The sequence below is a fragment of the Candidatus Desulfolinea nitratireducens genome (assembly GCF_982879505.1).
On the sequence record NZ_CEYOSI010000082.1, the window covers coordinates 8,420 to 10,645 of the forward strand.

Here is a 2,226-nt window from a genome sequence, read left to right on the forward strand (position 1 = left end):
CTTAATTGAATTAACTGGCGCAATGTGAGAATTCCAAAATAGGATAGAAATAGAAAAAGACCTGCAAAAAACCACAGCGTTGTCTTTTCAGTGGTTGGTGTTGTTCCCAAAAAAGCACCAAAAAGGCTGCCAACACTGACCAGATAAAAAGTTGTTACACGGGCGCGGTCTTCGTTTGCCTGAAAAGCCGTTTGAGCAATATACTGATATTCCTCTGCAACAATTTCTTCCACTTCAAACTTCTTTTTATCGCTCATATAAATCTCCTGCTACTTTATTCTCCAATGATTTGCACGATCAATTCTCTTTGGCGTGGATGTGTATCAAAATCGATGAACATAACCTGCTGCCAGGTTCCGAGGGTGAGTTCCTGATTTACAAAGGGGATCGTTATCGAGGGGCCTAGCAGCGCTGCCCGGACATGAGAATGACCGTTCCCATCATGCCACCGCTCTTCATGGGCATATCCTTTTTCCGGTGAAGCCAGTTCATCCATTAGACGGCGAAAATCGCTTAGGCAACCGCTTTCATATTCAATGGTAGTCAATCCACTGGTTGCCGATGGGGTGAAAATGGTTACGATCCCGTTTTGGATACCACTATTTGCCAATACTTCTACGACATTTGTTGTGATATTGTAACTATCCGCATTGCCTTGCGTATCAATGCGAATGGAATCAGTTATGACTGTCATCTGCTTTATCGCTTAATTCATTCAAGAAATTTATTTTATCGGATGACGCAATATTGTGCGCTGTTTTTCTGGCTTGGTGTGGCGTGGGTCGCTGAGATAGATTTCGTGAAAAAGTCCGCGCAATTTATGACCCTCATCTTTGGCAAAATCTTTCATCCGCTCGAAGGTCATCGAAACCAACCCGGGAGAACTGACATGCATAATTTGCATTGCCAGCCCTTCATGGAAATGCTCGAAACGCGCCAGGGTCAAGGCGGGGATTTCGCCGCGTTTTCTCTTCAAACTATCAATGGCGCTCTCGAACATCTCATCGGTGATATGACTGGGCTGCACCATCATTAATGTCCACTTCCAATCGCTCCTATTTTTAAAATCCTTTTTTGAGGATGGCTGCCATAATCCCTCCAATGGCATGGTGTTATAGTCGACCGGATTTTTTCGGTCAAGTTTGGACATAAATTTTAATGTGAAAGAAATCCCATTGAGTACGTTCAAGGTATCCTGGAAAGCTTCAGATGTAGAGGTTTCCCCTCCTATTTCGATTTGGCCGTCAATCATCACGAATTTCATCTCGGGTACATTAACGATATCCACCCGCCGAGCAGATGGCGCGTATAATTCCGTGATTTCTTTTGTGAAACTGAGCGTGGTCATGGGAATACTCCCGAGAAAATTGCGATTATTACCCCTATTATAGTCTATGATTACTATTAATCCTTGATTTTACTTCCACGTTTAATGATATTTTCCCCAAAACGCTTTTGTAACTCATCCAAAACCTTTTGCAATTCGCGTGATTCTTCAATATTCTGATCCCATAGTGAAAGTTGCCGTAGAGGAGGTCCCAGACCACTTACGCCAACCCCTATCAAACGCACGGGCTTTCCGGATGGACGTAAATTCCTTAGCAAAGAGAGGGCGGCATCAAAGATCTCAGGGTCGTTATCAGAGATTGTTGGCAGCGTTTTTTGACGTGTGAGGGTTGTAAAGTCGCTCCAGCGAATCTTAAGTTTTACGGTTTTTCCACCCAGCTCTGCTTTGCGTAAGCGTCGTGCCACTTTTTGGGTTAAAGCAAGCAGTGTCTTCTCAATTTTGCCATCATCGCTAATATCACGGTGAAAAGTCGTTTCCTGGCTGATTGATTTAATTTCGCGCTCGGTCATAATCGGACGTGTATCAATGCCGCGGGCATGACGGGAGAGATCTCGTCCGTGCTCGCCAAATCTTTGGGAAATATCTTTTTCAGGCCAATTAGCAATTTCCCCAATCGTATTTATTCCCATTTCAGCCAGTTTCTGTTCAGTTTTTGGCCCCACGCCCCAGAGCATCCCGGCGGGCAGCGGAGATAAGAATTCAGCTTCCCGCCCCGCTGGAACTACTGTTGTCGCAAAGGGGGAGAAACCAGGTTGTCCTGCTTTTTTGCCGACATCATTTGCAATTTTCGCGACTAATTTATTCGTCGCGATACCAATAGATGAGGAGAGCTCAAGCTCATTCTTAATTTGGGTTTGCAACCGCTTTCCGATGACTTC

At 44.7% G+C, this 2,226-nt stretch carries 4 protein-coding genes and 1 pseudogene; all 5 read right to left on the minus strand.

The window, feature by feature from the left end; translation table 11 throughout:
• The coding region (locus tag AC3DOM_RS08975; RefSeq protein WP_487918706.1) for a hypothetical protein at positions 1–257 on the minus strand (257 nt) is incomplete at its 3' end.
• A 17-nt stretch (positions 258–274) separates the two neighbouring features.
• Positions 275–694: a secondary thiamine-phosphate synthase enzyme YjbQ gene (locus AC3DOM_RS08980; protein WP_487918707.1), complete on the minus strand. Its 420-nt coding sequence runs from the start codon at positions 692–694 to the stop codon at positions 275–277.
• Positions 695–724: 30 nt separating this feature from the next.
• Positions 725–1,348, minus strand: a complete 624-nt coding sequence (locus tag AC3DOM_RS08985) for a GyrI-like domain-containing protein (RefSeq protein WP_487918708.1) — start codon at positions 1,346–1,348, stop codon at positions 725–727.
• A 56-nt stretch (positions 1,349–1,404) separates the two neighbouring features.
• A complete protein-coding gene (locus AC3DOM_RS08990; protein ID WP_487918714.1) occupies positions 1,405–1,857 on the minus strand; it encodes a DinB/UmuC family translesion DNA polymerase in 453 nt (150 codons plus the stop codon).
• 24 nt (positions 1,858–1,881) lie between these two features.
• A pseudogene (locus AC3DOM_RS08995) lies at positions 1,882–2,226 on the minus strand (DNA polymerase Y family protein); the annotation flags it as partial.